The organism is Stenotrophomonas maltophilia (assembly GCF_013464485.1).
Taxonomy (GTDB): Bacteria; Pseudomonadota; Gammaproteobacteria; order Xanthomonadales; family Xanthomonadaceae; genus Stenotrophomonas; species Stenotrophomonas maltophilia_AW.
Genome location: NZ_RAUX01000022.1, coordinates 15,715 through 39,203, shown reverse-complemented (window position 1 = coordinate 39,203; position 23,489 = coordinate 15,715). Strand labels below are relative to the sequence as shown.

The following is a 23,489-nucleotide window of genomic DNA, read 5'->3' as shown; positions in this document are numbered from 1 at the left end:
CCAGCGGCCGGCACTACCGATTCGGGATGGATGCACGCGCGTTCAACCGAACGCGAGCAGTTCCGGGGTGGATGCTCGCGCGTTCAACCAAACGCCAGCAACTGCGGCTGCAACGCGCTGAAAATGCGTGCCAGCCGCTCGGCCCACGCCTGTTGCCCGGCTTCATCGGCAATCAGGTCCTGGCGGATCTCCAGTTCCACGTGCACCAGCCCACGGCCTTCGCCATGCACCGGGACCGCGTAGTCGCTGGTGCTGCTCACCGAATACGGTTGGTTGTCACCCACCACCAGGTCGCCTTCGTCGCGCAGCGCCTGCAGCAGGGCATGGGCAAAGCGCGTGTCCTGGTGGTACAGCACGCCGGCATGCCACGGCCGCTGCATGCCGTTCATCACCGGGGTGAAGCTGTGCATCATCACCAGCAGGGTGGGGCGGCCGGCATCAAGGCGTGCATCAAGCTCGGCGTCGATGCACGCGTGGTACGGCGCATGGATCGTTTCGATGCGCTGTTGCCGCTGCGCCGCCGACAAGCCGGCATTGCCTGGCACCACCGTGTGGTCGCTCACTTCAGGAATCAGCGTCGGCGAGGCCAGCGGGCGGTTGCAGTCGATCAGCAGCCGCGAATAGGTCTGTTCGATCGCCCAGGCGTCCAGTCGTTCGGCCAGTGCGCGGGTGGTGCCGGCAATGCCGATGTCCCAGCCGATATGGCGGTCCAGATCCACCTGCGCCAGGCCGAGCCCGGTCAGCGCATGCGGCACCTGCTGGCCGGCGTGGTCGGCCAGCAGCAGGTACGGCGAGGCACCCTGTGCGCGGTGGATCGTGTAGAGCGCAGGGTCGTCTGCACCCAGCAACGCCGGCAGCGCGTGCAGGTCGGCATCAGCCACGCGGGCGTCCGTCCAGGTGGTGCTCGATCATCCACAGCCCGGCCCAGAGCTTGGCATCGAGCTCGTAGCCTTCGCCCATTTTCTGCACCAGCCAGGCCGCGGCTTCGCTGCGCGGAATCTCGTGCACAGTGATGTCTTCGCTGTCGTCACCACCGCCCTCGCCAATGCGGCGCAGGCCGCTGGCACGCACGAAGGCGATCTTCTCGCTGCTGGCGCCGGAGGAGGTCGGGCCGATCAGCAGCACTTCGGCGTGATCGGCGGTCCAGCCGGTTTCTTCCTCCAGTTCGCGCACCGCGGAGACTTCGATCGACTCGCCGGCGTGGATGTCGCCGACCAGGCCGGCGGGCATCTCGATGGTGGGTGCCTGCAGCGGCACGCGGAACTGCTCGACGAACAGCACCTTGTCCTCGGGGGTGACGGCGATGATGATCGCGGCCAGGCCGCCGGCGTGGGTGCGTTCGCTGTACTCCCAGGTGCCGCGCACCAGCATGCGCTGGTACTTGCCTTCATAGACGACACGCGGGGCTTCGGTGTTGCGCTGGCTCATGCGGGCTCGCTGTGGGTGGGAAGAATGTCGGGTACGCCGGCGGCATCGAACAGCCGGCGGCGGGTCATCGGGCCGAAGCGCAGCGTCTGGCACAGGCCGTCCAGCAGCTCGGGATCGGCCGTCTGGCGCAGCAGGCCGGGTTGGCTGCCTTCCAGTGGCGCGTCCAGCGCGATGGTGGTCAGTTGGCGCCAGAGCAGGGCGTGCTCGCGCTGTTCGCGCAGGCGCACGGCCATCTGCGCGGCACCGCGCAGGCGCAGGAACGGCACTTCATCCAGGCGCTCGTACAGCGCATCCATGCTGCCGAAATGGGCCAGCAGCACGGCGGCGGACTTGCTGCCGACGCCACTGACGCCGGGAATGTTGTCCACCGCATCGCCGCACAGTGCCAGGTAATCGGCGATCTGGTGCGCGTGCACGCCATGTCGTGCCTTCACCCCGGCCACGTCCCAGCGCTGGTTGCGTGCGTAGTCCCACTGTTCGTCGTGATCCAGCAGCAGTTGCGACAGGTCCTTGTCGGCGGAGATGATCACGCCGCGATGGCTGCCGCGATGCACGTGCAGCGCACTGCCGATCAGATCGTCAGCCTCGTACTCGTGGTGCGCCAGCACCGCCAGGCCCAACGCCGCGCATAGCGCCTTGCAGTGCACGAACTGGCGCTTGAGCGCTTCCGGCGCGGGGTCGCGGTTGGCCTTGTAGGCCGGATACAGGCGGTGCCGGAAACCGCTGTCCAGTGCTTCGTCGAAGGCGATGGCGATGTGGCGGGGGCGCTCGCGCTCGAGCAGGTCCAGCAGGAAGCGGGCGAAACCGTGCACCGCGTTGGTCGGCCAGCCCTGCGCGTCCTGGAACTGGTCCGGCAGCGAGTGCCAGGCGCGGAATACGTAGATGCTGGCGTCGACCAGATACAGCGAAGGCAGTGGTGCCGGCAGGGTCATGCCGGCGGTGTCCAGTCACGCAGCAGGGCGGCGGGGTCCGGACGCTCGCGCTCGGGTACGGCGGCCTTCGGCGTGCCGATATGGATGAAACCGGCGATGCCTTCGCCCTCGGCCAGGCCCAGGCAGGCGTGCACGGCTGGATCGAAGGCCATCCAGGCGGTCAGCCACTGGGCGCCGAAGCCCAGCGCCTGCGCGGCCTGCAGCAGAGCGAAGCAGACGCAGCCGGCGGTCATCAGCTGTTCCTGCTCGGGTACTTTCGGGTCCGGGCGCGGGCTGGCCACCACCACGATCACCAGCGGCGCGTGGCTGAAGCGCTGCCGGTCCTTCTCGAACACCGCCTCACCCGCATGCGGGTCGCGCTGGCGGCTGCGCTCGGCCAGGAAGTCGCCCAGAGTGTGACGTGCATCGCCGGCGATCTTCAGGAAGCGGAACGGTACGCGCTTGCCGTGGTCGGGCACGCGCACGGCCGAGGCCAGCATCCGCTGCAGGGTGGCCGGGTCCGGGCCAGGCGCGGCCAGCTGCCGCGAAGGCACTGAGCGGCGGGCATCCAGGGCAAGCAGGGCGGCGGCGTCGGGCATGGAGTCTGAACCGGTCATCACGGGTGTTTGATTATAGTCGGGGTGGTCAAGGACGCCGTTTGTGTCGCGTCCGGCCCCTGAATATCAAACTGTGATGAACATCATGCCACCGGCGGGAAACGGACGACCGCTTCCCCTCGCCTCGCGGGCCTTGCACGGCTTACGATACCCATCTTGCCGGGCCGCCGGCCACGAGGTTTGAAGTGAGGACTGTTTCACTGTCCGTGACAGGCTGGCCGGCCTACCATCAACGTACCGGTACATGGGGTGTGCCGGCCGTCGCGATGTCCATGCTGTCTGTCGTACCAGAGAAGGTGGGGAGCCTTCCCGAATGATGAGCGCGCCCACACCGATGGGATCGCCGGGGCGTGACCCGGTCCAGCTTCAGCGTGCCCGGGACATGGTCCTGCCCGCGCTGTGCCAGGCTTTCGGCGCCGCCCTGGCGCGTTTCGACGATGCCTTGTTCGACCGGGCCGGCAATGCAGGTTCGTCGCAGCTGCTGTTCCTGGATGCAATGCGGGAGCTGCGGCGTCGTCGTGAAGAGATCGCCGCTGCCTTTGCTGGCCACCTGCAGCGCGGCTGGGATGCACTGGCCAGTGGCGAACCGTTGTCGGCCGAGGCGAGCCTGTCCGGGCCGGCCGAGGATGGCCTGAGCCTGCTGGCTGAACACGTGCTGGAATCGCGGTTGGCGGTGCGCAACTTCGCCACTGTGCTGCTGCGCGACTTCAAGCCGGTGCTGGCGCGGCTGGATCGGCGGCTGGGACGGTTGATCGGTGGTGCCGAGCTGGATGCTGACCTCAACCCGATCAGCCCCGAGCACCTGGGCGTGGCCATACATGAGGCCTTCGCCGGCTGTGAGCTGGCTCCGGAAGTACACCTGGTGCTGATCAAGCTGTGCGAGCGTGACCTGCGCGCGCCGGTGGGGCGTATTTACGAGAAGCTGGACGAACAGCTGGCCGCTGCCGGCGTGATGTCGCAGATGGGCGCGCCGCGGCGTCCGCTGTCGGCAGCGCCCGACCCGCGCATGGCGCAGAGCGCGGATGAGCTGGCCGAACCGCAGCACGCAGCGGGCTTCGAATCCGAGTTCAGCGACGATGAACAGGCCGCACCGGCCTGGGCACAGCGCTTCGCCGCGCGCTGGTCCGAGCGCCGTGGCCACTTGCAGCAGCACCTCGCGGCGGAGGACGTTGGCAGCGGTGAAGCCTACGCAGGCCAGCAGGGCATGCTGCTGGAAGCCCTGCATGAACTGCTGCAGCAGACCCGCCACGTGCGCGAGGACGCCACCTCGGCCGCGCAGGTGGCGGTGGGCCAGCATCGCCCGTTGAGCCAGCGCGAGATGATGTCGGTGCTGTCGCTGCTGCAGGCCACGCCCAGTGCGACGCTGCGCGCGGCAATCGGCGAGGACGGCGAATCCCTGGCGCAGCGGCTGAAGAGTGAAGTGCTGTCCAGCGCCACCCGCCTCGGTGTCGACCCGGGCCAGACCCGGCTGGATCCGCAGGACGAGGATGCGATCGATCTGGTCGGCATGCTGTTCGACGTCATGCTGGATGAGCGTGAACTGGAAGGCCGCTCGCGTGAGCTGATCGGTCGCCTGGTGGTGCCCTTCGTCAAGGTTGCCATGCTCGATCGCCGCATGTTCGTGCAGAAGACCCATCCGGCCCGCAAGCTGCTCAACTCGCTGGCCGAGGCCTGTGAGGGCAATACTGGCGAGAGCCAGGCCGAGCGCATGCTGATGGCCAAGGTCGAGGAGATCATCGAGCGCCTGGTGGCCGAGTTCAACGAGAACCTGGCGATCTTCCTGACCCTGGAAGAAGAATTCCGCGAGTTCCTGGTGCAGCACCGCCGCCGCGTGGAAATCGCCGAGCGTCGTGCCGCCGAGACCCAGCGCGGTCAGGAAAAGCTGGAAATGGCACGCACCCGTGCCGGCGCCGAACTGGACCGCCGCATCGGCGACTCAACCCTGCCGCCAGCCATCGCCGAGTTCCTGCGCCAGCCGTGGCAGCACCACCTGACCCTGGCGCTGCTGCGTGAGGGTGAGGAGGGCGCATCGGTGGTCGAAGCCCTCAGCCTGGGCGACGGTCTGCTGGAGGAAGTGGCCGAGGCCCGTCGCCAGATTGTCGGCAAACCATGGCTGCAGGCCTGGCAGCCAGTACTGGCCAAGGTGTTTGCCAGCGTGGGCGTGCATGGCGACGCGGCCACCGGGGCCGTTGATGCCTTGCATGACACCCTGCAGGGCATCGCCGAATCCAGGCCGGAACTGCAGCGCGCGCTGCCGGAGCTGCCGCAGGTTGCGCTGCCGGCGCCGCCGGTGGCTGAATCGCCTGCGGTCGAGCTGGGTGGGCAGATCGACGCCGACGATTTCGACAATGCCGATGCCGACCGCTTCCGCCGCATGGAAATCGGCAACTGGTTGGATTTCGTCGACAAGGACGGCAAGGTCCAGGCCGGCAAGCTGTCCTGGGTCAGCCCGATTTCCTCGCGCCTGCTGTTCGTCAACCGCCGCGGTGTGCGCTTCTGCGTGGCCTCGCCGGAAGAACTGGCGGTGATGGTGCGGCTGGGCCGCCTGCGCGCCCATGTGGACGACGGCGCCTTCGACAGCGCCATGCAGGGCGTGATCGATCGGTTGGATCCGGGTAACGCCACCCTGCACTGAGTGCAGGCTGGCCTGCTAGGATCGGGAACACTCACCGATCAGCGGGGACCTGCATGGCCGTGGCGTTGCTGGGGATCAAGGAGACCGCGCCGGGCGAACGGCGTGTGGCGCTGACGCCGGAAACCGCGCGCAAGCTCGGTGCCTTGGGCATCACCGTCTGGTACGAAGCCGGCGCCGGATTGGCTGCTGGTTTCACCGATGCCGCCTATGACGACGCTGGTGCTCGGGCCTTCGACGCTGGCCGCTGGGCCGAAATCGACCTCCTGCTGTGCGTGCAGGCCCCCCCTGCGGCGGTGCTGGAACAGCTCAAGCCCGGCGCCAGCGTGGTTGGCCTGTTGGCCCCGGCCAGTGATCGGGCCCTTGCGGCGTTGGCCGCAGGCGACCGGCTGCACCTGTTCCCGCTGCAGCAGCTGCCGCGCACCACCCGTGCGCAGGCGATGGACGTGCTCAGTTCGCAGGCGGGCATGGCCGGCTACAAGGCGGCGCTGATCGCCGCCGAACGCGCACCACGCTTCTTCCCGATGCTGACCACCGCCGCTGGTACCGTGCGCCCGGCCAAGGTGCTGGTGATCGGTGCCGGCGTGGCGGGCCTGCAGGCCATTGCCACCGCCCGCCGCCTGGGCGCGCAGGTGGAAGGCTTCGACGTGCGCCCGGAAACCCGTGAGCAGATCCAGTCACTGGGCGCACGCTTCCTCGATCTTGGGGTGAGCGCGGCCGGCGAGGGAGGCTATGCGCGCGCGCTGACCGATGAGGAACGGGCTGAACAGCAGCGCCGTCTGGCCAACCATCTGCGCGGCGTGGATGTGGTGATCTGCACCGCAGCGGTACCGGGGCGACCGGCGCCGACGATCGTGACTGCAGCGATGGTGGAGGGCATGGCCACCGGCAGCGTGATCGTGGACCTGGCGGCGGAGAGCGGCGGCAACTGCGCACTGACCCAACCGGGGCAGTGCGTCGAGCATCAGGGCGTGACCATCGATGGCCCGCTGGGCCTGGCCAGCCGCGGCGCGACCCAGGCCAGCGAGATGTATGCGCGCAACCTGCTGAACTTCGTCGCGCTGTTCGTGCGCGAAGGCCAGCTTGGTTTCGACTGGGACGACGAGCTGCTGGCGAAGACGCGCTGGCAGGCGTGAACCTGATATGCCTCCTGTAGAGCCGAGCCCATGCTCGGCTTGCGCAGGCGCGATAAAGCAGCCGAGCGTGGGCTCGGCTCTACAAAGGGTCGAACGCTGCCTTTACCGCGGTTTTGCCGGCGGTGGGTTGTCGCGCACCCAGTCCTTGCGTTGTTCCGGCGTCATCTGCGACCAGCGCTCGCGCAGGGCCTCGCGCTGCGCCGGTGGCATGTCGCGCATCTGCCCGAACAGTGCCCGGGCCTGCTCACGCTGCTCCGGGCTCATGTGCTCGAAACGACGCAGGCCGCGCCGGGCCTTGTCGCGTTCCTCAGGGCTCATCGACTGCCAGCGCTGGCCATGCGAGAGCATGCGCTGGCGCTGGCTGGCATCGGCGCTGTTCCAGCGGTCGCGCAGCGGTGCCATCAGCGACTCCCGCTGGGCCTCGCTCAGTTGTTCCCACGCAGGCAGCGGCACGGCCGGCGTTGGGCGCGTTGCCGGCGCCGCGCTCTGCGCCAGCGCCGGGACGGCCGGCAGCAGCGACAGGGTCAGCACCAGCGGCAGGAGGTTGAATCGGGGCATGGTTCACTCCATCGCCAGGTCGGTATCGCCCAGCCACAGGTACAGATCGGGATTTTCGTCGTACAGCGCGCTGTTGTCTTCTACCGAGGCCAGTACCGGCGCCGGCGCTGGGCCCGCCAGAGTGCCATGGCCGCTGAACTGCAGTCCGACACCCAGTGCCACCACCAGCGAACAGGCGCTGGCCAGCCACCAGCGCCAGCGCCCGCGACGGGCCGCGCTGGTACCGTGCCGGGCCTGGCGCAGCCGCGCCAGCGTGGCCGGCGACAGTGCCCGCAGCGACTGCGCGTGCAGGCTGCGCAGGGTGTCATCGGAAGGCAGGGAGCGGTTCACAGGTGGGTCTCCAGATGGTCCTGCAGCGCCTGGCGGGCGCGTGCCAGATGGGTTTTTACCGCGCCTTCGCTGCAGCCCATGGCGCTAGCGGTGGTGGCACCGTCCAGGTCCTGCAGCACGCGCAGAGTGAAGGCTTCGCGCTGGCGGGCGGGCAGGGTACGCAGTGCCTGCACCAGCTGCTGGTATTGCTGGCGCTGTTCGTGCGCCTGCGACGGGTCCGGACCGGGGTCGGCCCAGTCGATGTCGCCGCCGTCGGCGTCCTGGTTATCGCGCCAGAACGGCAGGCGGAAGCGGCGCCGGCGCTGCAGGTCGATCACGCGCCGGCGCAGGATGCTCCAGAACAGCGGCGCCCACTCGGCGGCCGGCTTGTCGGCGTAGTCCAGCATGCGGATCAGGGCGTCCTGCACCGCGTCCATGGCATCGTCGCGCTGGCGCAGGCCGGCCTCGGCGAAACGGAACGCGCGCGGGCCGACGCTGGCCAGGAACGCTTCCAGCGACACCGGCAGGGCATCGTTCTCGGCGCTCGGGGGGACAGGGCTGCTCACCAGCACAGGGTACGGTTCCTCGCTCGGGGTCACCATCGACAACGCGTGAGCGCGGCTTCGGTTGACCGAGAGTGCGCGCCAGGTTCAGCCCATGGTTATGATGGGCCGACGAAGACAGAGCGGGAGCGTTGCCGGTGAGTGACGGGTTCGTAGCGCTGTACATCTTCATGCTGGCCGCCATCGCCGGCCACGTGATCATTTCGCGGGTGCCGGTGATCCTGCATACCCCGCTGATGTCGGGCTCCAATTTCATCCATGGCATCGTGCTGATCGGTGCAATGGTGGTACTGGGGCATGCACAGACGCCGCTGGAAAAGGCGCTGGGCTTCCTCGCGGTTGTGCTCGGTGCCGGTAACGCGGCCGGTGGCTACGTGGTCACCGCGCGCATGCTGGAAATGTTCAAGCCGAGCGCGCCGAAGGGCAGCATGGACGAGCCGAAGGAGCCGCAGGCTTGAACATCAGCACCGTCGAACTGCTCGATTGGCTGGTCAAGGCCAGCTACCTCGTCGCCGCTACGTTGTTCCTGCTGGGCCTGCAGCGCATGGCCTCGCCGCTGACTGCACGCAGCGGCATCCGCTGGGCAGGGCTGGGCATGCTGCTGGCCACGGTGGCGACCTTCTTCCTGCCCGAACTGCACAACGTGCCGCTGATCCTGGTGGCGTTGCTGCTGGGTGCGGGCCTGGCCTGGTGGTCGGCCGGCAAGGTGGCCATCACCGACATGCCGCAGATGGTGGCGCTGTACAACGGCATGGGCGGTGGCTCGGCGGCGGCGATCGGTGCAGTGGAACTGCTGCGTTACGTCTTCCTTGCCAACCGCGATACCAGCCACTGGAGTGCGCAGGCGCTGGCCGACCTGGCCGCGCGCCAACCGTCGGGCATGGTGTTGCTGCTGGCGGTGGTCGGCGCAGCGATCGGTGCGGTGTCGCTGTCCGGTTCGGTGATCGCCTGGGCCAAGCTGGATGGACGCTTGGACAAGCGCGTGACCTGGCCTGGCCAGCAGGTGATGAACCTGCTGGTGGCGCTGGCGGTGGTGGTGCTGGGCATCATCGCGGCCAGCACACTCAGCACCTGGGCAATCGTGGCTTTCTTCGTCCTGGCCTTGGCCCTGGGTGTACTGATGACCCTGCCGATCGGTGGCGCGGACATGCCGGTGGTGATCTCGCTGTACAACGCGTTCACCGGTCTGGCGGTGTCGTTCGAAGGCTATGTGCTGGGCAACGAGGCATTGATCATCGCCGGCATGATGGTCGGTGCGGCGGGCATCCTGCTGACCCGGCTGATGGCCAAGGCGATGAACCGGCCGATCCGCAACGTGCTGTTCTCCAACTTCGGTGGAGGAGTGGGCGGCGAAGCACAGGCGATCAGCGGTTCGCAGAAGCCGATCGAGGCGGCCGACGTCGCCGCGATGATGGCCTTTGCCGAGCGCGTGGTGATCGTGCCCGGCTACGGCATGGCCGTGGCGCAGGCGCAGCACAAGATCTGGGAGCTTGCGCAGCGGCTGGGGCAGCGTGGGGTGAAGGTGAAGTTCGCCATCCACCCGGTGGCCGGGCGCATGCCGGGGCACATGAACGTGCTGCTGGCCGAAGCGGGTGTGCCGTATGACCTGATCGCCGACATGGACGACATCAACCCGGAGTTTGCCAACACGGACGTGGTGCTGGTGATCGGTGCCAACGACGTGGTCAATCCAGTGGCGCGCACCGACCCGGCCAGCCCGATCTACGGCATGCCTGTGCTGGATGTGGTCAACGCGCGCAACGTGGTGGTGATCAAGCGTGGCAAGGGCACGGGTTTCGCAGGGATTGAAAACGCGCTGTTCTATGCCGACAACACCCGCATGCTGTACGGCGATGGCGCGGAAGCGGCGGCCTCGCTGGTCAGCGAGTTGAAGGCGCTCGACGGCGGGCATTGAGATCCTGCTGCATCCGGTGGGTGCGGACCTTGGTCCGCACGCTTCTGCCGGCCAGCGGCCGGCACTACCATCCCATTCACGCATGGCGCGGATTTACCCGCGCATCCCCGGTAGCGCCGGGCCATGTCCGGCGGGCGTAGCAACCAGCGCGCTCAGCGCGCCAGCCAGGCGCCCACGGCCACGGCCACGGCCAGCCACAGCCATTCCATCGCGCCATTGGCGAGGGTGATCAGGGTCCAGGCCAGATGCGGGCCCATGCGCAGGCTGGCGTCCCACAGGTCCAGCCCGATCGAGCCGCCCATCCAGGCGCTGGCGATGGTCCAGTTGGCCACGGCGGCGACCAGCAGGGTGCCCAGCACGACCAGCGCGATGCGCAGCCGGCCCGGGCCCAGCGTGCCCATGCGCAGCATGAACACCAGTTCCAGGGCGGTCAGCACCGCCATCCAGCCGACCTGCCGGCCGGTCATCAGTGCGAGCACCATCCAGGCAAGGGGAGCAACAACCAGGCCCAGCAACAGCATGATGGGCCAGAGCCAGGTGACGGTCCTGGCACGCGCGGCATTGGAGGACATCGAAGCTCCCAGAAGATCACCCACAGGATACTGTGGTTTGCGGCGGTGCACCGGCGGTGCCGGGGCGGCTGGGCTAGAATGCCGTCTTGCGTGGCCCCGGCCACGGCCCCATATCGGTCCCCATGTATTCCCGTAGCAGCGAACCTGTCCACTTCGAACGCGATTGCGAGGCCGTGATGGTCCCGCAGGGCGACACCGTGACCCTGCCCGCCGGCAGCTATGGGTACATCACCCAGGCGCTGGGCGGCAGTTATTCGGTGTTTGTCGAGGGCAACCTGTTCCGCATCGCCGGCAAGGACGGCGACGCCATCGGCAAGGAGGCGCCGGCACCGCTGGAGCTGCCGGCCGACGCCACCGATGAACAGGTGGAACAGCTGGTATGGCAGCAGCTGCGCACCTGCTTCGATCCGGAAATTCCGGTGAACATCGTCGAACTGGGCCTGGTCTACGAAGTCGAGATCAAGCACCTGGACGAAGGCAAGCGCGAAATCGACGTGAAGATGACCCTGACCGCACCGGGCTGCGGCATGGGCGACATTCTGGTCGACGACGTGCGCAGCAAGCTCGAAATGATCCCGACGGTGGCCGAGGCCGACGTCGACCTGGTGTTCGACCCGCCGTGGAACCAGCACATGATGTCCGAGGCGGCCCGGCTCGAGACCGGCATGCTTTGACCCACGGCCCGCAGTGACGCGGGCCCGGCATTACCCGCAACCAGAACAGGAAATCTCCGGTGTCCCAGTCCATTCCCAGCTTCGCCGTCACCCGTTCGGACCACCCGCGCAGCGCTGAAGAGCGCGCCCAGATCCTGGAGAAGCCGGGCTTCGGCCTGCACTTCACCGATCACATGGTGGAGGTGCGCTGGGACAAGGATGCCGGCTGGCACAACGCCAACGTGCGTGCCTATGGCCCGTTGCAGCTGGACCCGGCCGCGGCCGTGCTGCATTACGGCCAGGAAATCTTCGAAGGCATCAAGGCCTACCGCCACGCTGACGGCTCGATCTGGACCTTCCGCCCGGACGCCAACGGCCGCCGCCTGCAGCGTTCGGCGCAGCGTCTGGCGCTGCCGGAACTGCCGGTGGAGATCTTCGTCGAATCGCTGAAGCAGCTGATCGCCGTGGACAGCGCCTGGGTGCCGTCGGCCGATGAGTCGAGCCTGTATTTCCGTCCGTTCATGATCGGCGACGAAGCCTTCCTCGGCGTGCGTGGCGCACACAAGGCCGGCTACTACGTGATCGCCAGTCCGGCCGGCCCGTACTTCGCCAAGGGCGTTGCCCCGGTGTCGATCTGGCTGTCCACCGAGTACGCGCGTGCAGCCAAGGGCGGCACCGGCGCCGCCAAGTGCGGTGGCAACTACGCTGCCTCGCTGCTGCCGCAGCAGAAGGCGCAGGCGCAGGGCTGCTCGCAGGTGCTGTTCCTGGACCCGGTGGAAGGCAAGTACCTGGAAGAACTGGGCGGCATGAACGTGTTCCTGGTCTACAAGGACGGCACCCTGGTCACCCCGGAACTGTCGGGCAGCATCCTTGAGGGCATCACCCGCGAAAGCATCCTGCAGCTGGCGCGCGACCGCGGCATGAAGGTCGAAGAGCGCAAGGTCACCATCGACGAGTGGAAGAACGGCGTAGCCTCTGGTGACATCGCCGAAGTGTTCGCCTGTGGCACCGCCGCGGTGGTCACCCCGATCGGCCAGCTCAAGGGCGAAGGCTTCTCGGTGGGCGACATCAACGCCCCGGCCGGCGAAGTGACCATGTCCCTGCGCAAGGAACTGACCGACATCCAGTACGGCCGCCTGCCGGACCGCCACAACTGGCTGGTCAAGCTGGGCTGATCGCCTGCACTGACCTGTACAGCCGAGCCCACGCTCGGCTTCGTCGTTCCCGGAAAGCCCGTCCCTGTGACGGGCTTTCCGCGTTGTGGGGCCAACCCGCCAGATCGCACCTGGCAGGCGCTTGACGCAAATAGGTTTGCATCGCAAACTAAATTCAATCGACCCCGATGGAGCGTTTCATGCAGCAGCCGTCCGTCATTGATCCTTCCTCGCGCCTGCAGGCGCTTACCCGCGAATACTCGCGGTACTCACGAAGTGCCGGGGGGCTGTCGGCAATGGCAGGTGGCATGGCCTGCCTTGCCTCGTTCCTTGCCGGTGTGCTGCTGCCGACCACGCTGGGCCTGCGCGTCGTGCTGATCGCCATGCCGGTGCTGTGGATCGTCGGCAAGCAATGGCTGGCGCACCGCTACTACCAGCGTCTGGGTCAGGTCGAGGAGCAGGTCACGTCGACCGAACGCAATTTCCAGCGCTTCTTCATCGCCTTCACCGCACTGGTGAGCGTATTGGTGACCGGCAGCGTGCTGATCCAGCTGGCACCGATGGGTGAGCTGCCCTGGGACCTGCGCGCCATCGGGTACCTGGCCGTGGTGGTGCTGTTGCCGTGGGTAGTGTGGCGCTGGCTGCGTACTCCGCTGGAATTCATCGTCGGCGTGTTCCTGCTGTGCCAGGCCGCGCTGGCCTTCACTGGGCAGACCTATGGTTTCGACCCGAGCACCGCCGTGTTCCCGATGGCGTCCATCGCGCTGATCGTGGTCGGCTGGCGTGACCACCAGCGCTTCCAGCGGTTGCAGGTGGAGATGCGCGCGTTCATGGCGGGTCGGTCGAGCGTTGAATGACCCCGCTGCCTGATTCCAGAGCACTGCTCCAGCTCGACCGCTTGATCCACGAACCGGCACGCCTGCTGATCCTGTCGATCCTGGCAGGTGCTGAATCGGCCGAGTTCGGATTTGTCGAGCATCTCAGCGGGTTGAGCAAGGGCAACCTGTCCAGCCATCTGAGCAAGCTTGAAGCAGCAGGGTTGGTCGCCATCGACAAGTCGTTCCGTGGCAAGCGCCCACTCACCACTCTGCAGCTGACGCCGATGGGTCGCAACGCCCTGGCCCAGTACCGCACGCAGCTGGCGGCAATCGTTGCCGGCATTCCCGATCCGGATCGAAAGGACACCTGACATGACATTGCTGCCGCGCCTGATTGCAGTCCTGGTTCTCTCCCTCGCCGCACTCACCGCCGTGGCCGAAGGCCCGGACCCGAGGCAACAGGGGGCAGCGCTCACCGCGCAGTTCTACGCGGGGCACATCGATGCCCTGTGGGAACGGATGACGCCGAAGATGCAGGCGGGGCTGCAGTCCCCGCAGAACCTGGTGGCGCTGCGCGAGCAGGTGATCGCTGGCTGGGGCGCAGAAATCGGGGTGGTCAGTGAGAAGGTCGAAAATGCCGATGGTTACGACACCTATCTGCGGCAGGCCCGCTTCGCCAAGAGTGCCGACATCATCCAGGTGGTTTGGGCCATTGATGCCAACGGGCAGATCGCCGGCTTCTACATCCGTCCGCTGCAGACCACACCGCCGCAGGCCGCAGCGAGCGCGTTCCTTGACTACCAGACCCGCACGCGGCTGCAACTGCCGTTTGCCGACGAGTACTTCGTGTTCTGGGGCGGGCGCAGTGTCGAACAGAACTACCATGCCGCCCATGCCGGCCAGCGCTTCGCGCTGGACCTGCTGGTGGTCCGCGATGGACGCTCGCACCGTGGCGATGGCCTGCGCAACCAGGATTACTTCTGCTTCGGCCGCCCGATCCTCGCACCTGCCGATGGCACGGTGGTGGAGGTGGTCGAAGGTGTCGAAGACAACGTGCCGGGCCAGATGAACGCCGCCCAGCTCACCGGCAACCGCGTCATTCTCGACCACGGCAATGACGAGTACTCGGTGCTGGCACACCTGCGCCAGGGCAGCGTACGCGTCTCACAGGGGCAGGTCGTCCGCAGTGGCACGCACCTCGGCGACTGTGGCAACAGTGGCAATTCCTCCGAGCCGCACCTGCACTACCAGTTGCAGGCCGGGCCCGTGTTCGGTGTCGGCGAAGCGTTGCCGGCACAGTTCTCCGACTACGTGGCCGATGGGCAGCCGGTCACGCGCGGTGAACCCCTCAAGGGGCAGTACATCCGGCCCGCCCGCGTTCCGCAGGCGAAGTAGCCAGAGGGTCCGACGAAGCGGGCTGCGGTGCCACGCATCCGTTGGCATGGGCCGTGGACGCCGATGTCGGCAAAGTCATCCCAGGACACGTGATGACCCAGTCAGGTGCGTGCAGGTCACGAGAAAGTTCCTTCACCTTCACAAACCCTCGACCCGAAAAGTCTCAGAACGAACATTTCATCTTGCTGAAAAGACACTGAAAATCTTGTGGTGTCCGGTTTTGGTCTTTAGCGTCATCTGCACGGCGGATCGTTAGGGGGATCCGCTGGCTCGCCGGACTCCGAACCTCGCCAATGCAAGCCAGCCCATGGTTCGGGCCGGTGTTTCTGCCGATTCCGGCATTCACACCACAAGAAAGGGAAATACGATGTCCCAGGTAACGCAACCGCGTGTGCGTCGAGTGTGGGTGGTCCTTGGTGCGTCCGTTCTGTCATCGCTGCTGCTGGCCACGCCTGCGCTGGCCGGTGATGTCCAGCTCAGCGGCCTGCAGTCCGCGCCGACGCACCAGCGTTTCATCGTGAAGTACCGCGACGGCAGCGCCCCGGTGGCCAACACCACGGCACTGGCCTCGTCGCTGAAGACGGCCGCTGCTGGACTGGCCAGCAGCCAGGGCCGCGCGCTGGGCCTGCAGCAGGTCCGCAAGCTGGCCGTCGGCCCCACCCTGGTCAAGACCGATCGTCCGCTCGACCAGGCCGAATCCGAGCAGCTTATGCGCAAGCTGGCCGCCGACCCGAACGTGGAGTACGTCGAGGTCGACCAGATCATGCGCGCGACGCTGACCCCGAACGACACCCGCTTCAGTGAACAATGGGGCTTCGGTACCTCCAACGCGGGCATCAACATCCGGCCGGCCTGGGACAAGGCCACCGGCACCGGCGTGGTGGTGGCGGTGATCGACACCGGCATCACCAACCACCCCGACCTGAACGCCAACATCCTGCCCGGCTACGACTTCATCAGTGATGCGGCGATGGCGCGCGATGGCGGGGGGCGCGACAACAACCCGAACGATGAAGGTGACTGGTACGGCGACAACGAGTGCCAGCCCGGCTATCCAGGCTCCAATTCCAGCTGGCACGGTACCCATGTTGCCGGCACCGTGGCGGCGGTGACCAACAACGCCAGTGGTGTGGCCGGCACCGCATTCAACGCCAAGGTCGTGCCGGTACGCGTCCTCGGCAAGTGCGGTGGTTACACCTCCGACATCGCCGACGCGATCGTGTGGGCATCCGGCGGCACTGTCAGTGGCGTGCCGGCCAATGCCAATCCGGCGGAGGTCATCAATCTCTCGCTGGGTGGCGGTGGCAGCTGCTCGAGCACGTACCAGAACGCGATCAATGGCGCTGTCGGCCGCGGTACCACGGTGGTGGTTGCCGCCGGCAACAGCAACACCAATGTGTCCTCGTCGGTACCGGCCAACTGCCCGAACGTGATCGCAGTGGCTGCCACCACTTCGGCCGGTGCGCGTGCCAGCTTCTCCAACTACGGTGCTGGCATCGACATCTCCGGCCCGGGCCAAAGCATCCTGTCCACCCTCAACAGCGGTACCACCACGCCGGGCAGCGCCAGCTATGCGTCCTACAACGGCACCTCGATGGCGGCCCCGCACGTGGCGGGCGTGGTTGCACTGATGCAGTCGGTCGCCCCGAGCCCGCTGAGCCCGGCGCAGGTGGAGAGCATCATCAAGAGCACCGCCCGTCCGCTGCCTGGCGCCTGCTCGGGCGGCTGCGGCGCCGGCATCATCGACGCCAACGCAGCGGTCGCGGCCGCGATCAACGGCGGCGGTACCAACCCGGGTGGCAACGTGCTGCAGAACAACGTGCCGGTGACAGGCCTGGGCGCTGCCAGCGGTGCATCACTGAGTTACACCGTGAACGTTCCGGCTGGCAGCACCCAGCTGCGCGTGGCGATCAGTGGCGGCAGCGGTGATGCCGACCTGTACGTGCGCCAGGGCAGTGCCCCGACCGACACCGCTTACGCCTGCCGTCCGTACCTGAGCGGCAACAGTGAAACCTGCACCATCAACAGCCCTGCCGCTGGCACCTGGCATGTGCGGGTAAAGGCGTACAGCACCTTCTCGGGCCTGACCCTCAACGCCCAGTACTGAGCCCAAGACCCTCTCCAAGGGCACGCCCTGGCTTCGGCCGGGGCGTTTTTGCTTTGGTGGGTGCCGACCTTGGTCGGCACGCCGTTCCTCAGACCGATTCGAAGCGGTTCGCGGCCACGTTCTTGCGCACGTGCTGCGGGTCGAAGATCCGACCGTTCATGGCGATGTACACGCCGCTTGGCAGCGACTGCACCGCGCCGATCGCGCAACCGATGTTGAATTCCGCATCCGAACCACGGAAACGCGCCGGGCTGAGCGCACCGGTCATCACGATGGTCTTGTCCGGGATCGTCGCCAGCACCTTGCCGGTCTGCACCATCGAATCGGTGCCGTGCGTCACCAGCACGTGGCGGGTCGGCTGCGCGGCGATGGTGGCGCGGATCAGTTCGCGGTCTTCATCGTTGATGTGCAGCGAATCCTTGCGCAGGATCGGAATCACGTTGAAGCGGAACGTCACGCCCAGCTCGCGCAGGATCATGCCGATCTGGGGGTCGCCGATCTGGTAGTCCGACTTGTCGTCGAAGTAGATCTTGTCGATCGTGCCACCGGTGGTGACGACCAGGAGCTCTTCCATCATGTGCATGCGCGAAACCAGGACAGGTACAGCGGCGCGGGGCCAGGAACACAGATGATACGGCCCGGCGGGCGCAGCGTCAGCGCCGCTTGCCGAAGCGGGCGCGCAGCCCGGGCAGGCTGGCACTGAAGATCACCAGCAGGGCCAGCGCGATCTCGATCAGCGCCAGCCAGCGCGTTTCCGGGTGGCTCCAGGCGCTCATCACGCCATGGCTGAACCAGCCCAGCGCCAGCACCGAGGCCCAGAACCCGGTCTTGCGCCAGCCCAGGCGCAGGGCAAAGGCCAGCGCCAGCGGAGGTGCGGTGAACACCAGCTGGGTGGCCAGCCAGTGCTTGTCATTGATGAACCAACCGGCGAACAGCGCGGCCAGCCCCATCAGGGCCAGCAGCAGGACCGTGCGCGGCGTGCGGTTCATCGGGCCAGCCGCTGTGCAATGTCGGCCACCCGGCGGCCCAGCGCGCGCGCCAGCACCGCCTCGTCGTCGGTGGGCTGCGGGTCGTCGGCGGCGCCGGCCACGTGGCTGGCGCCATAGGGCGTGCCGCCACTGGTGGTGTGGCTCAGCGCCGGCTCGGTGAACGGGATGCCGACGATCACGCAGCCATGGTGCAGCAGCGGTACCTGCATTGAGAGCAGGGTTGATTCCTGGCCACCGTGCATCGAGGCGGTGGACGTGAATACGCCGGCTGGCTTGCCCGACAGGGTGCCGTTGACCCATTCGGCGCCCAGACCATCCAGGAAGTGCTTCACCGGGGCGGCCATGTTGCCGAAGCGGGTAGGGCTGCCGAGCAGCAGGCCCTGGCATTCGACCAGGTCCTGCACGCTCACGTAGGGGGCCCCATCTTCGGGCACAGGCGGCTGCGCGGTCTGGGTGACGGCGGCCACCGGCGGCACCGTGCGCAGGCGCGCGCTCATGCCCGGCACTTCGCCGATGCCCCGCGCGATCTGGCGCGCCAGCCGTGCCACCGAACCGCCCCGGCTGTAGTACAGCACCAGAATCTCGCCCATCGTGCCCGCTTCTCCTCGTCGTGTGGCCACCAGTATGGCTATCCTGCCAGCATTCCGCATCGGGTACCCTTCCACCGATGGAACCTTTGGATACGCTCAACCTGTGGATGGAGCGCGCGCGGGATCGCGCACGGGCCATCAGTTTCGGCCGCTTCCTGTGGCATCGCTTCCTCGACGACCGCCTGTTCCAGGCAGCGGCGGCGCTGGCCTACACCACGGTGTTCGCGCTGGTGCCGCTGGCGATCGTGGTGTTCGGCGTGCTCTCGGCTTTTCCTGTCTTCGACCGCTGGAGCGACCAGCTCAGCGATTATGTCTTCTCCAACTTCGTGCCCAACGCGGCGCGTGCGGCTGAAGGCTACCTTCGGCAGTTCTCGGCCAGTGCCGGCCAGCTCACCGCCGCCGGCTTCATCGCACTGGTGGTGTCGCTGTTGATCACCCTCAACAGTGTTGAAGAGACCTTCAACCAGATCTGGCGGGTCGGCTCGACCCGGCCCAAGCTGACCCGCTTCCTGGTCTACTGGACCGTACTGACGCTGGGCGCAATGCTCGCCGCCGCATCGCTGGCGGTGTCGGCACGGGTGTTCGCGATGCCGCTGTTCGGCACCCAGGAGGGCCGCTGGCTGGCCGAACTGGCACTACGGCTGGCGCCGATCCTGATCGAGTTCGTCTGTATCACGCTGATGTTCCGGGTGGTGCCGCACCACACGGTGAAGTGGCGGCATGCGGTGCCCGGCGCGATCCTGGCGGCGGTGATCCTGGAGCTGGTGAAATGGGGCATCGGTGCCTACCTGGGCAGCTTCCAGTCCTACCAGAAGCTCTATGGCACGGTGGCCTTCGTGCCGATCCTGCTGCTATGGATCTACCTGTGCTGGGTGGCGGTGCTGCTGGGCGCGTCGCTGGCCTCGTCGATGGCCGCCTTCCGCTATCAGCCGGTAGAGCTGCGCCTGCCGCAGGGTTACGAGTTCTATGGCCTGCTGCGCCTGCTGGGCCGGTTCCACCATGCACGGGCCAAGGGCAAGGGCCTGGACGATGATGAGATCCTGCGGCTGGAGCCGATGCTGACCGATTCCCTGCTTCAGGACCTGGCCTGCAACCTGCAGGAGATCGGCCTGCTGCGCCGGGACGAGCGCGGCGAATGGCTGTTGTCGCGTGACCTGGACCAGGTGAGCCTGGCCGATCTGTACGAATGCACCCAGCTGCGCATCCCGGTGGCCGAGCAGCATCTGCCTTACCGCGACGACAGCCTGGGCCGTGCCGCGCTTGCGGCATTGGACGACCTGCGACTGCCCCTGCGCGAGCGCCTCAAACGCAAGGTCAGTGATATCTATACCGATTCCGGAGACACGCCATGACCCGCAAGACCCCATTGCTGTTGCCGCTGATCCTGCTGCTGGCGCTGGCCGCCTGTAAGCCGGCGCAGGAGCCGACCCCGGCCAGCAGCCAGCCGCCGGCGCAAGCGCCGACGCCAGGTGCACCGGCACCGGTTGAGGAGACCCCGGCCGAGCGCACCACGGCCGAGTTCCCGACGCTGAAGATGAAGGCGGTGGATGGCAGCGACTACGACCTGGCCGCGCACCGTGGCAAGTGGGTGGTGGTGAACTTCTGGGCGACCTGGTGTGCGCCGTGCCGCAAGGAAATGCCCGAACTGTCGGCGCTGCATGCGATGCGCAGCAACATCGAGGTGGTTGGCCTGGCCTATGAGGATATCGAGGTGCCGGAGATGCAGTCGTTCCTGACCAAGCATCCGGTGACCTATCCGATCGTGATCGTGGACCCGTTCGATCCGCCGGCCGATTTCGCCACGCCGCGTGGCCTGCCGTTGACGCATCTGCTGGATCCGCAGGGCAAGCTGGCGCACACCTTCCTCGGCCCGGTGACGGCCGCCGACATCGAAAAGCAGATCGCTGCTGCCAAGTAACGGGGTTGGGCGGCAGGGCCTGCGGCCCTGCACCCGCGGTAGTGCCGGCCGCTGGCCGGCAACCCCAGCAACAGCAAAAGCAACAGCAACAGCGGGCTATCCGTGGGATGGCGGGGCGGTGTCGGAGTGCGGGGACGCTGCAAGTACGTCCCTGTAAGCTTGGCAGCCGCATCCATGCGGCTGACACCCCGCACTCCGACACCGCGCCACCTCTGACAGATTCCTCATGTCTGGTAGATCCACGCCATGCGTGGATGATTCTCCAGACAAATCGAATATTTCGAATTGAATTCGAAGAGCATCCACGCATGGTGTGGATCAACGACAGATCGCGGAGAACTGTCGAAGGCGGGGTGGGTCCGGGTGCGGGGGCGTGAGCCGCATGGATGCGGCGACCGAGCTTACATGGACGTACTTGCAGCGCTCCCCGCACCCGGACCCGCCCCGCCATCCCTCAGGAAGCCCGCCGTTGCTGTTGCTGTTGCCGTTGCTCTGGCTTCGGCAGGTGCAGGGCCGCAGGCCCTGCCGACCCACCCTAATCCTCGACCGGGAAGTCCTCGATCGGCTTCAGCACATCGTAGTGCTCGCGATGCAGCTTGCCCTTCAGTTTTGGCAGTTCCGGCAACGGCGCATCCACGCGCGTATCCGGCAACCGGTCCAGCAGGTTGCGTACCAGGGTCAGCCGCCCCAGCCGCTGGTCGTTGAAATCCACCAGTGTCCACGGCGCCACCTCGCGATGCGTCGCGCGCAGCATCGCCTCGCGTGCCTCGGTGTATGCGCTGTACTTGCTGCGTGATTTCAGGTCCACCGGAGAGAGCTTCCAGCCCTTCAGCGGGTCGATATGACGCTCGGCGAAGCGCCTCTCCTGCTGCTCCTGGTCAACGCACAGCCAGTACTTGAACAGCAGGATGCCGTCGTCCACCAGCAGTTGTTCGAACACCGGTGCCTGGCGCAGGAACTGCTGGTACTCGCTTTCGCTGCAGTAGCCCATCACCCGCTCGACGCCGGCGCGGTTGTACCAGCTGCGGTCCATCAGCACGATCTCGCCGGCGGCCGGGAGATGCGACGCGTAGCGTTGGAAGTACCACTGCGTAGCTTCGCGGTCGGTCGGTTTGGGCAACGCCACCACCCGGCACTGGCGTGGGTTGAGGTGCTGGCTGACGGCCTGGATCGCGCCGCCCTTGCCTGCTGTATCGCGGCCTTCGAACAGCACCAGCAGGCGTTGTCCGCTGTGCTGAACCCAGCGCGCCATCGCGGTCAGTTCCAGCTGCAGCGGCAACAGCAGTTCGTCGTAGTCCTTGCGCTTGAGCTTGGCCATCGTCACACCACGCGGGAAGGAAGCCCGAGCCTAGCGCAGGGATCGCTCAGGCGATGTCGACGCCGGGTAGAGTCGACTGTTAGTCGACTATCGCGCGCAGCGCGGGGTTTTCTGCTTCTTGCCAAGAGCAATCGACCAACAGTCGACTCTACCCAGTCGACGTCATCCAATCGACGGTGCCCAGTCGACATTACCCCGTCGGTTCGGTTGTTCCCCGCCAGCCGTGCTCGCGCGCAAGCTGCTGCACCAACGCCGACAGATCACGGGCAAACCCGCCCATGTCGAACAGTCCGCTGCGTTCGCGCGCCTGTTCCAGTTCAGCGCGCAACGCCGCCATCGCCGTCGGGTCGTTGCCCAGTGCACTGGCGGTGGCGATGAACGCCGCATCGTCGGCGACATTCATCCGCGCCAGGCCCAGATGGTGGTTGAGGCTGCCGGCCACGCGCGCGGCGAAGGTATCGCCCGGGCAGGTCAGTACCGGGCAGCCGGCCCACAGCGCATCGGAGGCGGTGGTGTGGGCGTTGTACGGATGCGTGTCCAGGAACAGGTCGGCCAGCTGATAACGGGCCAGGTACTGCGGATGCGGCAGCTTGGCCATGAACACCAGGCGCAGCGGGTCCAGGCCTGCGGCCTGTGCGGCGGCACGCAGGCGCGCATCGGCCTGGCCCGGCCCGGACAGCAGCCACAGCACACTGCCCGGAACCGCCTGCAGGATCGCGAAGGCGCGGCCCATGCTGCGTGGGTTGAGCTTGTAGCTGTTGTTGAAACAGCAGAACACCACGCCCTGCGCGGGCAGGCCGCAGTCGGTACGGGTCGGTGCGGACTCCAGCACGCGCGTGTTGTCCGACGGCTGGAAGGCGCGCGGCAGGCGCAGCACGCGTTCGCTGTAGTGCGGCTCCAGTGCAGGCGGCAGGGTGAAGGCATCGCCAATCACCGCATCCATCCATGGCGCCCCCGACGTGCCGGGGTAGGCCAGCCAGTTCAACTGCAGTGGGGCAGGGCGCATCGCCAGCACTTCCGGCGTGCCGCCACCGCCCCAGCCGCGCAGGTCGAACAGCAGGTCGATGCCCTGGGCGCGGATGCGGGCGGCGGTATCGGCATGACGCAGGCCGGCCACATCATGCAGCTGCGTGGCTGCCTGCAGGCGGGCACGGATGCGGCTGCCGTCGTCGCGGTTCAGCGCGAACAGGTGCAGTTGCAGCGCGGGGTCGTGACGCAGCTGCTCGAACACGGCCACGGTCAGCAGTCCGGTCGGATGCGCGCCGAACCCATTGGAAAGGAAACCGACGCGCAGCGGGCCATGCGGACGCATCGATACCGGCGGCAACGGCCGCACCGACGCGGCAACCGCGGCGGCGCGCGCGCGGGCGCAGGCCAGCTGTTCGGCGGCGCTGGCGTCCTCGCTGAGGAAGGCAAAGGGTTCGACCACGCCCTGCCCAGAGGCCAGGGCGCCGCGCACCTGTGTGGCCAACGCCTCCACGTCCTGCCAATCGCACAGGCGGCGCTGCCAAGCCAGGCGCTGGGCGGCGATGTAGGGTTCGTCCGGCATCAGGGCGTGCGCGCGGCGGTAGGCCGCCGATGCGCCTTCGGCATCATCGGCATCTTCCAGTGCGTGTCCCAGCCACAGCGCGATGCCGGGGTGCTGCGGCGCCAGCGCCGAGGCCTGGCCGAGCAGCTTCGCCGCATCGCCGTGAGCGCCCGCCATCCACGCCACGCGTCCCAGCCGTGCCAGCGCTTCGGGGTGGTTCGGGCGCAGCTGCAGCGCGCGTCGCGCGGCCTGCTCACCGGCGGCGATGTCGCCGGCTTCCAGTTCCAGATCGGCCAGCATCACCCAGGCGACGAAGTCACTGGGCTGGCGGGCGATCGCCTGCTGCAGTTGCTGTCGCTGCTGCCAGGCCGACATCGT

The 23,489-nt window shown here is 67.3% G+C and carries 25 protein-coding genes; 12 read left to right on the top strand and 13 right to left on the bottom strand.

Translation table 11 applies throughout. The annotated features are described in order from the left end of the window. Positions 1–83 precede the first annotated feature (83 nt). The 4 genes from D7Y61_RS10305 to D7Y61_RS10290 are packed head-to-tail and all read right to left on the bottom strand — an operon-like array spanning position 84 to position 2,938. Entirely contained in the window at positions 84–881 is a 798-nt protein-coding gene (locus D7Y61_RS10305; RefSeq protein ID WP_180866158.1) for an N-formylglutamate amidohydrolase, read from the bottom strand. Next, positions 874–1,428 (bottom strand): NUDIX hydrolase, encoded by a 555-nt coding sequence (locus D7Y61_RS10300; protein WP_180866157.1) that lies wholly within the window; start codon positions 1,426–1,428, stop codon positions 874–876. The genes D7Y61_RS10305 and D7Y61_RS10300 overlap by 8 nt, the downstream gene beginning before the upstream one ends. Continuing rightward, positions 1,425–2,360 carry a 5'-3' exonuclease gene (locus D7Y61_RS10295; RefSeq protein WP_180866156.1) on the bottom strand — a complete coding sequence of 312 codons (936 nt, stop codon included), beginning with the start codon at positions 2,358–2,360 and terminating at the stop codon, positions 1,425–1,427. Before D7Y61_RS10295 ends, D7Y61_RS10300 begins: the two co-directional genes overlap by 4 nt. Beyond that, complete coding sequence (locus D7Y61_RS10290) at positions 2,357–2,938, bottom strand: nitroreductase family protein (protein WP_180866155.1); 582 nt, start codon at positions 2,936–2,938, stop codon at positions 2,357–2,359. Before D7Y61_RS10290 ends, D7Y61_RS10295 begins: the two co-directional genes overlap by 4 nt. Before the next feature lie 331 nt (positions 2,939–3,269). Between D7Y61_RS10290 and D7Y61_RS10285 the strand changes: the two genes are divergently transcribed. Together D7Y61_RS10285 and D7Y61_RS10280 are read left to right on the top strand one after the other, a co-directional pair. Then, positions 3,270–5,591, top strand: coding sequence for a DUF1631 domain-containing protein (locus tag D7Y61_RS10285; protein ID WP_180866154.1), 2,322 nt, complete (start codon positions 3,270–3,272; stop codon positions 5,589–5,591). Between the two features lie 53 nt (positions 5,592–5,644). Then, a complete protein-coding gene (locus D7Y61_RS10280) occupies positions 5,645–6,724 on the top strand; it encodes an NAD(P) transhydrogenase subunit alpha (protein ID WP_180866153.1) in 1,080 nt (359 codons plus the stop codon). 102 nt (positions 6,725–6,826) lie between these two features. Here the strand turns inward: D7Y61_RS10280 and D7Y61_RS10275 are convergent, their stop codons facing one another. From D7Y61_RS10275 to D7Y61_RS10265, 3 genes are read right to left on the bottom strand one after another with little or no spacing between them, the layout of a single operon-like run. Next, positions 6,827–7,282, bottom strand: coding sequence for a DUF3106 domain-containing protein (locus tag D7Y61_RS10275; protein ID WP_180866152.1), 456 nt, complete (start codon positions 7,280–7,282; stop codon positions 6,827–6,829). A 3-nt stretch (positions 7,283–7,285) separates the two neighbouring features. Beyond that, positions 7,286–7,612 (bottom strand): hypothetical protein, encoded by a 327-nt coding sequence (locus D7Y61_RS10270; RefSeq protein WP_180866151.1) that lies wholly within the window; start codon positions 7,610–7,612, stop codon positions 7,286–7,288. Then, positions 7,609–8,193, bottom strand: coding sequence for an RNA polymerase sigma factor (locus D7Y61_RS10265; protein WP_180866150.1), 585 nt, complete (start codon positions 8,191–8,193; stop codon positions 7,609–7,611). Before D7Y61_RS10265 ends, D7Y61_RS10270 begins: the two co-directional genes overlap by 4 nt. Before the next feature lie 98 nt (positions 8,194–8,291). On the opposite strand from D7Y61_RS10265, the gene D7Y61_RS10260 reads away from it, so the two are divergent. Beyond that, a complete protein-coding gene (locus D7Y61_RS10260) occupies positions 8,292–8,612 on the top strand; it encodes a proton-translocating transhydrogenase family protein (RefSeq protein ID WP_180866149.1) in 321 nt (106 codons plus the stop codon). Then, a complete protein-coding gene (locus D7Y61_RS10255) occupies positions 8,609–10,069 on the top strand; it encodes an NAD(P)(+) transhydrogenase (Re/Si-specific) subunit beta (protein ID WP_180866148.1) in 1,461 nt (486 codons plus the stop codon). The genes D7Y61_RS10260 and D7Y61_RS10255 overlap by 4 nt, the downstream gene beginning before the upstream one ends. Before the next feature lie 152 nt (positions 10,070–10,221). Here D7Y61_RS10255 and D7Y61_RS10250 read toward each other — a convergent pair whose 3' ends face one another. Continuing rightward, positions 10,222–10,641 (bottom strand): hypothetical protein, encoded by a 420-nt coding sequence (locus D7Y61_RS10250; RefSeq protein ID WP_180866147.1) that lies wholly within the window; start codon positions 10,639–10,641, stop codon positions 10,222–10,224. A 122-nt stretch (positions 10,642–10,763) separates the two neighbouring features. Here D7Y61_RS10250 and sufT point away from each other — a divergent pair, with 122 nt between their 5' ends. The 6 genes from sufT to D7Y61_RS10220 all read left to right on the top strand — a co-directional run bounded on the left by sufT (position 10,764) and on the right by D7Y61_RS10220 (position 16,768). After that, the gene (sufT, locus tag D7Y61_RS10245) at positions 10,764–11,315 is read left to right on the top strand and encodes a putative Fe-S cluster assembly protein SufT (protein ID WP_024957743.1); all 552 of its coding nucleotides are present in this window, start codon (positions 10,764–10,766) and stop codon (positions 11,313–11,315) included. Positions 11,316–11,374: 59 nt separating this feature from the next. Continuing rightward, entirely contained in the window at positions 11,375–12,469 is a 1,095-nt protein-coding gene (locus D7Y61_RS10240) for a branched-chain amino acid aminotransferase (protein ID WP_099552729.1), read from the top strand. A 179-nt stretch (positions 12,470–12,648) separates the two neighbouring features. Further along, the gene (locus D7Y61_RS10235) at positions 12,649–13,305 is read left to right on the top strand and encodes a hypothetical protein (RefSeq protein WP_180866146.1); all 657 of its coding nucleotides are present in this window, start codon (positions 12,649–12,651) and stop codon (positions 13,303–13,305) included. Further along, positions 13,302–13,637 (top strand): winged helix-turn-helix domain-containing protein, encoded by a 336-nt coding sequence (locus tag D7Y61_RS10230; RefSeq protein WP_180866145.1) that lies wholly within the window; start codon positions 13,302–13,304, stop codon positions 13,635–13,637. The genes D7Y61_RS10235 and D7Y61_RS10230 overlap by 4 nt, the downstream gene beginning before the upstream one ends. A gap of 1 nt (position 13,638) precedes the next feature. After that, complete coding sequence (locus tag D7Y61_RS10225; RefSeq protein ID WP_180866144.1) at positions 13,639–14,661, top strand: M23 family metallopeptidase; 1,023 nt, start codon at positions 13,639–13,641, stop codon at positions 14,659–14,661. A 367-nt stretch (positions 14,662–15,028) separates the two neighbouring features. After that, complete coding sequence (locus D7Y61_RS10220; protein WP_180866143.1) at positions 15,029–16,768, top strand: S8 family peptidase; 1,740 nt, start codon at positions 15,029–15,031, stop codon at positions 16,766–16,768. Positions 16,769–16,856: 88 nt separating this feature from the next. Here D7Y61_RS10220 and D7Y61_RS10215 read toward each other — a convergent pair whose 3' ends face one another. The 3 genes from D7Y61_RS10215 to wrbA form a co-directional block, all read right to left on the bottom strand. Further along, entirely contained in the window at positions 16,857–17,342 is a 486-nt protein-coding gene (locus D7Y61_RS10215) for an asparaginase domain-containing protein (RefSeq protein WP_010481766.1), read from the bottom strand. Between the two features lie 79 nt (positions 17,343–17,421). Then, entirely contained in the window at positions 17,422–17,757 is a 336-nt protein-coding gene (locus D7Y61_RS10210) for a DUF2069 domain-containing protein (RefSeq protein ID WP_180866142.1), read from the bottom strand. Then, positions 17,754–18,347 carry an NAD(P)H:quinone oxidoreductase gene (gene wrbA / locus D7Y61_RS10205; protein ID WP_180866141.1) on the bottom strand — a complete coding sequence of 198 codons (594 nt, stop codon included), beginning with the start codon at positions 18,345–18,347 and terminating at the stop codon, positions 17,754–17,756. The genes D7Y61_RS10210 and wrbA overlap by 4 nt, the downstream gene beginning before the upstream one ends. 77 nt (positions 18,348–18,424) lie before the next feature. Here wrbA and D7Y61_RS10200 point away from each other — a divergent pair, with 77 nt between their 5' ends. Both D7Y61_RS10200 and D7Y61_RS10195 read left to right on the top strand, forming a co-directional pair. Further along, positions 18,425–19,699 carry a YihY family inner membrane protein gene (locus D7Y61_RS10200; RefSeq protein WP_180866140.1) on the top strand — a complete coding sequence of 425 codons (1,275 nt, stop codon included), beginning with the start codon at positions 18,425–18,427 and terminating at the stop codon, positions 19,697–19,699. Continuing rightward, complete coding sequence (locus tag D7Y61_RS10195) at positions 19,696–20,265, top strand: TlpA family protein disulfide reductase (RefSeq protein ID WP_180866139.1); 570 nt, start codon at positions 19,696–19,698, stop codon at positions 20,263–20,265. The genes D7Y61_RS10200 and D7Y61_RS10195 overlap by 4 nt, the downstream gene beginning before the upstream one ends. A gap of 535 nt (positions 20,266–20,800) precedes the next feature. Here D7Y61_RS10195 and ppk2 read toward each other — a convergent pair. Both ppk2 and D7Y61_RS10185 read right to left on the bottom strand, forming a co-directional pair. Continuing rightward, positions 20,801–21,583, bottom strand: a complete 783-nt coding sequence (ppk2, locus tag D7Y61_RS10190; RefSeq protein WP_180866138.1) for a polyphosphate kinase 2 — start codon at positions 21,581–21,583, stop codon at positions 20,801–20,803. A 190-nt stretch (positions 21,584–21,773) separates the two neighbouring features. Continuing rightward, positions 21,774–23,486, bottom strand: a complete 1,713-nt coding sequence (locus D7Y61_RS10185; RefSeq protein WP_180866137.1) for a tetratricopeptide repeat protein — start codon at positions 23,484–23,486, stop codon at positions 21,774–21,776. Positions 23,487–23,489 lie beyond the last annotated feature (3 nt).

Bases quoted from the DNA above. Each gene is read 5' to 3' on its own strand.
- D7Y61_RS10215 (WP_010481766.1), bottom strand. From the start codon at position 17,342: ATGGAAGAGCTCCTGGTCGTCACCACCGGTGGCACGATCGACAAGATC.
- D7Y61_RS10290 (WP_180866155.1), bottom strand. From the start codon at position 2,938: ATGCCCGACGCCGCCGCCCTGCTTGCCCTGGATGCCCGCCGCTCAGTG.
- D7Y61_RS10225 (WP_180866144.1), top strand. From the start codon at position 13,639: ATGACATTGCTGCCGCGCCTGATTGCAGTCCTGGTTCTCTCCCTCGCC.
- D7Y61_RS10300 (WP_180866157.1), bottom strand. From the start codon at position 1,428: ATGAGCCAGCGCAACACCGAAGCCCCGCGTGTCGTCTATGAAGGCAAG.
- D7Y61_RS10200 (WP_180866140.1), top strand. From the start codon at position 18,425: ATGGAACCTTTGGATACGCTCAACCTGTGGATGGAGCGCGCGCGGGAT.
- D7Y61_RS10210 (WP_180866142.1), bottom strand. From the start codon at position 17,757: ATGAACCGCACGCCGCGCACGGTCCTGCTGCTGGCCCTGATGGGGCTG.
- D7Y61_RS10265 (WP_180866150.1), bottom strand. From the start codon at position 8,193: ATGGTGACCCCGAGCGAGGAACCGTACCCTGTGCTGGTGAGCAGCCCT.
- sufT (WP_024957743.1), top strand. From the start codon at position 10,764: ATGTATTCCCGTAGCAGCGAACCTGTCCACTTCGAACGCGATTGCGAG.
- D7Y61_RS10280 (WP_180866153.1), top strand. From the start codon at position 5,645: ATGGCCGTGGCGTTGCTGGGGATCAAGGAGACCGCGCCGGGCGAACGG.
- ppk2 (WP_180866138.1), bottom strand. From the start codon at position 21,583: ATGGCCAAGCTCAAGCGCAAGGACTACGACGAACTGCTGTTGCCGCTG.
- D7Y61_RS10295 (WP_180866156.1), bottom strand. From the start codon at position 2,360: ATGACCCTGCCGGCACCACTGCCTTCGCTGTATCTGGTCGACGCCAGC.
- D7Y61_RS10250 (WP_180866147.1), bottom strand. From the start codon at position 10,641: ATGTCCTCCAATGCCGCGCGTGCCAGGACCGTCACCTGGCTCTGGCCC.
- D7Y61_RS10285 (WP_180866154.1), top strand. From the start codon at position 3,270: ATGATGAGCGCGCCCACACCGATGGGATCGCCGGGGCGTGACCCGGTC.
- D7Y61_RS10230 (WP_180866145.1), top strand. From the start codon at position 13,302: ATGACCCCGCTGCCTGATTCCAGAGCACTGCTCCAGCTCGACCGCTTG.
- D7Y61_RS10185 (WP_180866137.1), bottom strand. From the start codon at position 23,486: ATGTCGGCCTGGCAGCAGCGACAGCAACTGCAGCAGGCGATCGCCCGC.
- D7Y61_RS10235 (WP_180866146.1), top strand. From the start codon at position 12,649: ATGCAGCAGCCGTCCGTCATTGATCCTTCCTCGCGCCTGCAGGCGCTT.
- D7Y61_RS10220 (WP_180866143.1), top strand. From the start codon at position 15,029: ATGTCCCAGGTAACGCAACCGCGTGTGCGTCGAGTGTGGGTGGTCCTT.
- D7Y61_RS10275 (WP_180866152.1), bottom strand. From the start codon at position 7,282: ATGCCCCGATTCAACCTCCTGCCGCTGGTGCTGACCCTGTCGCTGCTG.
- wrbA (WP_180866141.1), bottom strand. From the start codon at position 18,347: ATGGGCGAGATTCTGGTGCTGTACTACAGCCGGGGCGGTTCGGTGGCA.
- D7Y61_RS10195 (WP_180866139.1), top strand. From the start codon at position 19,696: ATGACCCGCAAGACCCCATTGCTGTTGCCGCTGATCCTGCTGCTGGCG.